The organism is Novacetimonas cocois (genome assembly GCF_003311635.1).
Lineage (GTDB): Bacteria > Pseudomonadota > Alphaproteobacteria > Acetobacterales > Acetobacteraceae > Novacetimonas > Novacetimonas cocois.
Genome location: NZ_QEXL01000045.1, coordinates 1 through 3684, shown reverse-complemented (window position 1 = coordinate 3684; position 3684 = coordinate 1). Strand labels below are relative to the sequence as shown.

The window sequence follows — 3684 nt, the reverse complement described above, 5'->3', positions numbered from 1 at the left end:
TTCTTCCATCCCTACAATATGGGAAGAAATTCAAGATCTAACAGGCCCTAGTTTACGCGAGTGTATTCTGGTTCCTGCACGTCCATTAACATCGAGTCAGAGAAAAATATGGAAATATTTTCTGCTGGTTTCGGCCTTGATACTTATACAAATACTTGTTGGCTCGATCATGGCTCACATGTATTACGACCGGTCTAGCTTTTATGGTTTTGATGTCAATCGTTACATCCCGTTCAGTTTTATGCGTGATGTACATATTCAGGCACCTATAGTCTGGATTGGCCTGTCGTAGATTGGAGCTGCCCTGTTCCTTTCCCCGGTCATCGCCGGAGGCGAAGAAGCACGAGGTCAGGGATGGCTTGTCGATGCTCTATTCTGGGTTACGGCATTTGTTGTGGTTGGCGGTCTCGTCGGAGACTATCTCGGTATTATGGGAGCGATAGATACAAACTGGTTTTGGTTCGGCAATCAGGGGCTCTCTTACATCCAACTTGGTCGGTTCTGGCAGATTGGTTTCTTTGCAGGTTTAATCGTGTGGAGTGCGCTTGTCATGCGCGCTCTCTGGCCAACAGTGCCTGGCTGGATAGATGCTGCTCGTGATTTCTGGACAGGTCGTATCCGGCTTGAACACCTGATCTGGGCCTCAACAGTAAATATTGCCCTGTTGTACGTCTGTGGAATGGTGCCTCTGACAGGAATCGAGAAATCTTTTACACTGGCTGATTTCTGGAGGTGGTGGGTCGTTCATCTGTGGGTTGAGCAATCGTTTGAGTTTTTTGCTGCAACCATGACGGCATGGACTCTTATGGCAACGGGGCTGGTGTCACGAAAGCTGGCCGAGCGCGGAATGTATTTTGAAGTCATTCTCGTCTTTCTTGGTGGAGTGATTGGTACTGGACACCATTTATATTGGGCAGGAGAGCCCAGTATCTGGATCCCATTTGGAACAATGTTTTCGTTTATTGAGGTGCTTCCACTGGTTCTGCTCATCATGGAGGGTATTCATCATTATCGCCTGATCAATGCTCACGGAGATTTCCAGTATCGCGTTGGCTATATGTACATTATTGGCGCTGCTTTCTGGAATTTTGTTGGTGCGGGCGTTTATGGAGGAGGTATCCTGAATGCGCCATTGGTCAACTATTATGAACATGGTACATTTTTAACGTTAAATCATGCACATGCATCTTTGTTTGGCTCCTTTGGTGAACTGGCAATTGGTCTGATTTACTTCTGTCTGCGCTATATCCATGCCGGTGAGAAAACGTTTTCTGAGCGACCAGGGATCTTGGCATTCTGGCTATACAATGCAGGTCTCATTCTCTGGACTGTTCTGAATTTCTTCCCCGTTGGCTGGTCGCAGCTCCTGGCTGTTTACGAGCATGGTTACGCTTATGCACGGAGTGCTGCATTCTATGATACGACATTGTTCTGGCAATGGATGCGCCTGCCTGGTGATGTTGTCTTTGCAGGTGGTGCTTTGGTCATGAGTGGTGATTTTATCATCAAATTGTATCCGCTTTACCCGCTATGGACACAAAGACTTTTTAGGAGTGTGTCTCTGGACACCAAAAAGGATTAGTCTGTCATGAAATCTCGACACGACGTTCGGATAAAACGAGTTTACGATCTGCCTTCGGAAATAGATGGCGTTCGTGTTCTTGTGGATCGATTGTGGCCTCGAGGGTTGCACAAATCAGATGTTAAAATGGATTATTGGTTAAAGAATGCTGCTCCAAGCTCCGATCTTCGACACTGGTTTGATCATGACCCGGCTCACTGGGATGAATTCAAACTCAGGTATCGTCATGAGCTTTCTGAAGGAAATTCCGACATCAAAAAACTTGAGAACCTTATGAAAAAAGGGAGGATCACTCTTCTTTATGCTGCGCATGATCCGCTTCATAATCACGCTCTTGTTCTCCAGAAATTTCTGGATGAGCAGGACATATAGGTATTGACGCTAACGTATAAAAAGTATTCATCCGTTATCACGTTTTTAGGAATTATGTTCCATGCCGAATTTAAGTTTTTCTGAAACAGATCAAAAGAATTCTCCCATTATTTGTGACGATGCGATTGTCCGGGTCCATCGCTCAGGCATCATCGAGTTGTGGGATGACAACGCAGTTCAGATGTTTGGTTTTGCGGCGGAGGAAGCTATTGGGAAGTCACGTGATCTGATTATACCGGAAAAATTACGTGAACGGCACTGGAAAGGTTGGTCTTATGTCGTGGAGCAGGGAGTAACAGGTTTTAATTCAGATCGTACACTCACCGTGCCGGCTTTAAGACGGAATGGTTCGCAGATTGTTGTTGTATTCAATATGGATATCATAAGAAACCATAGTGGAAATATCGATGCGATAAAGGTTGTTTTTCGTGATATCAGGAAGCAGCCATGAAACCGTATCGTATTACGTCGGAGTTCAATGCGATAACTCTTCCCGCAGGTCTGCGTCAGCGTCATGCCACGAAGGCTGGCGTATGGGCAGTTATCCGTATTCTGGAAGGAACTGCGACGCTCGTGTACGTTGACACTGGAGAAGTCAGGCATCTGACACCTTGTGAACCAGGCCTTATCAAACCGGAGCAGACGCATTACCTAAAATTATCTGGTTTGGTCCGGCTAAAACTGGAGTTTTACGATTCTGATCCAGTTCATTCTTTGTGAAGTATATGAACACTTACATCTGTAGCTGTAGGGCCGACCCTTTGTGAAATGCTATATGCCCAGTTTTCTGGCTGACAATCTCGTATTGAGGTTCCTGGCCTGACGCATGATGATGATACCCATTGACGAGAAATGGTGATGTGTGAATTTTCGTAATTTCACCTGTGACATAACCGGCTTCAGAGTTCCATGAAACAATGTCGCCAATTCTGAAGGTTTGTGAAGACATGGTAATTTTCCTTATGCAACCGAAGACACTGTAAAATGACCAAGGTTAAATGTAAGACGATTTATACGATTGGTCACTCTACGCATTCCCTTGACGAGTTTATAACACTTATTTGTCATTATCATATTACATTCGTGGCGGATGTTCGTGCGTTTCCGTATTCTAGGCGTAATCGGGATTACAATGGTAATGTCCTGTCTGAAGCGCTTGGGAAAGTAAACGTTATTTATCGTCATTTTCCGGAGTTAGGCGGGAGACGTCCGCGGTCTAGAACCGTTGCACCTACGATTAATGCATTCTGGCGTGTGCAAAGTTTTCATAATTATGCCGACTATGCTTTAAGCGATGAATTTCAGAAAGGTCTAGCAACTTTAATCGAAGCGAGCCGATATGAAACGGTTGTTTTAATGTGCGCAGAGGTTCTTTGGTGGCGGTGTCATCGGCGCATTATTTCAGATTATCTTCTTTCTAAAGGTTTGACGGTGATCCATATCCTGTCGTTGACGAACACGCAGGAAGGCGTTCTTACGTCTGGTGCTGTTGTCGAACCAACAGGTTGTTTAACGTATCCTCTTCCAGAGTCCGTATGTGTCCAAAATGATGAGAAGTCATAATAAAAATCAGAATATTCCATCGGAACCTGAAGAAATGTTCAGCGCTCTGAGACTCTTTGATGGTGTTTCAAAGCGTGAAAAACGCGTTCTTTTGTCATCTGTGAAAAAAACGATGTGGAGGGATCGAAGAACCCCTGATTGATGTGCTTGGCCGGTAATTTCTGGGT

Annotated in this window: 6 protein-coding genes and 1 pseudogene; 6 read left to right on the top strand and 1 reads right to left on the bottom strand. The window is 45.1% G+C overall.

The genetic code is table 11. The annotated features are described in order from the left end of the window. From NJLHNGOC_RS16530 to NJLHNGOC_RS15265, 5 genes and pseudogenes are all read left to right on the top strand, one after another. A pseudogene (locus tag NJLHNGOC_RS16530) lies at positions 1–292 on the top strand (nitric-oxide reductase large subunit); the annotation flags it as partial. Next, positions 293–1582: a cbb3-type cytochrome c oxidase subunit I gene (locus tag NJLHNGOC_RS15280; protein WP_338045563.1), complete on the top strand. Its 1290-nt coding sequence runs from the start codon at positions 293–295 to the stop codon at positions 1580–1582. It begins immediately after the preceding pseudogene. A 6-nt stretch (positions 1583–1588) separates the two neighbouring features. Further along, a complete protein-coding gene (locus tag NJLHNGOC_RS15275) occupies positions 1589–1954 on the top strand; it encodes a DUF488 domain-containing protein (RefSeq protein WP_010512344.1) in 366 nt (121 codons plus the stop codon). A gap of 61 nt (positions 1955–2015) precedes the next feature. Next, the gene (locus tag NJLHNGOC_RS15270) at positions 2016–2405 is read left to right on the top strand and encodes a PAS domain-containing protein (protein ID WP_113597095.1); all 390 of its coding nucleotides are present in this window, start codon (positions 2016–2018) and stop codon (positions 2403–2405) included. Beyond that, positions 2402–2674 carry a DUF1971 domain-containing protein gene (locus tag NJLHNGOC_RS15265; protein ID WP_023524174.1) on the top strand — a complete coding sequence of 91 codons (273 nt, stop codon included), beginning with the start codon at positions 2402–2404 and terminating at the stop codon, positions 2672–2674. The genes NJLHNGOC_RS15270 and NJLHNGOC_RS15265 overlap by 4 nt, the downstream gene beginning before the upstream one ends. Positions 2675–2687: 13 nt before the next feature. Here NJLHNGOC_RS15265 and NJLHNGOC_RS15260 read toward each other — a convergent pair whose 3' ends face one another. After that, the gene (locus NJLHNGOC_RS15260) at positions 2688–2903 is read right to left on the bottom strand and encodes a hypervirulence associated TUDOR domain-containing protein (RefSeq protein ID WP_113597094.1); all 216 of its coding nucleotides are present in this window, start codon (positions 2901–2903) and stop codon (positions 2688–2690) included. Between the two features lie 35 nt (positions 2904–2938). Here NJLHNGOC_RS15260 and NJLHNGOC_RS15255 point away from each other — a divergent pair, with 35 nt between their 5' ends. Next, complete coding sequence (locus NJLHNGOC_RS15255) at positions 2939–3517, top strand: DUF488 domain-containing protein (RefSeq protein WP_010512347.1); 579 nt, start codon at positions 2939–2941, stop codon at positions 3515–3517. Positions 3518–3684: the final 167 nt, after the last annotated feature.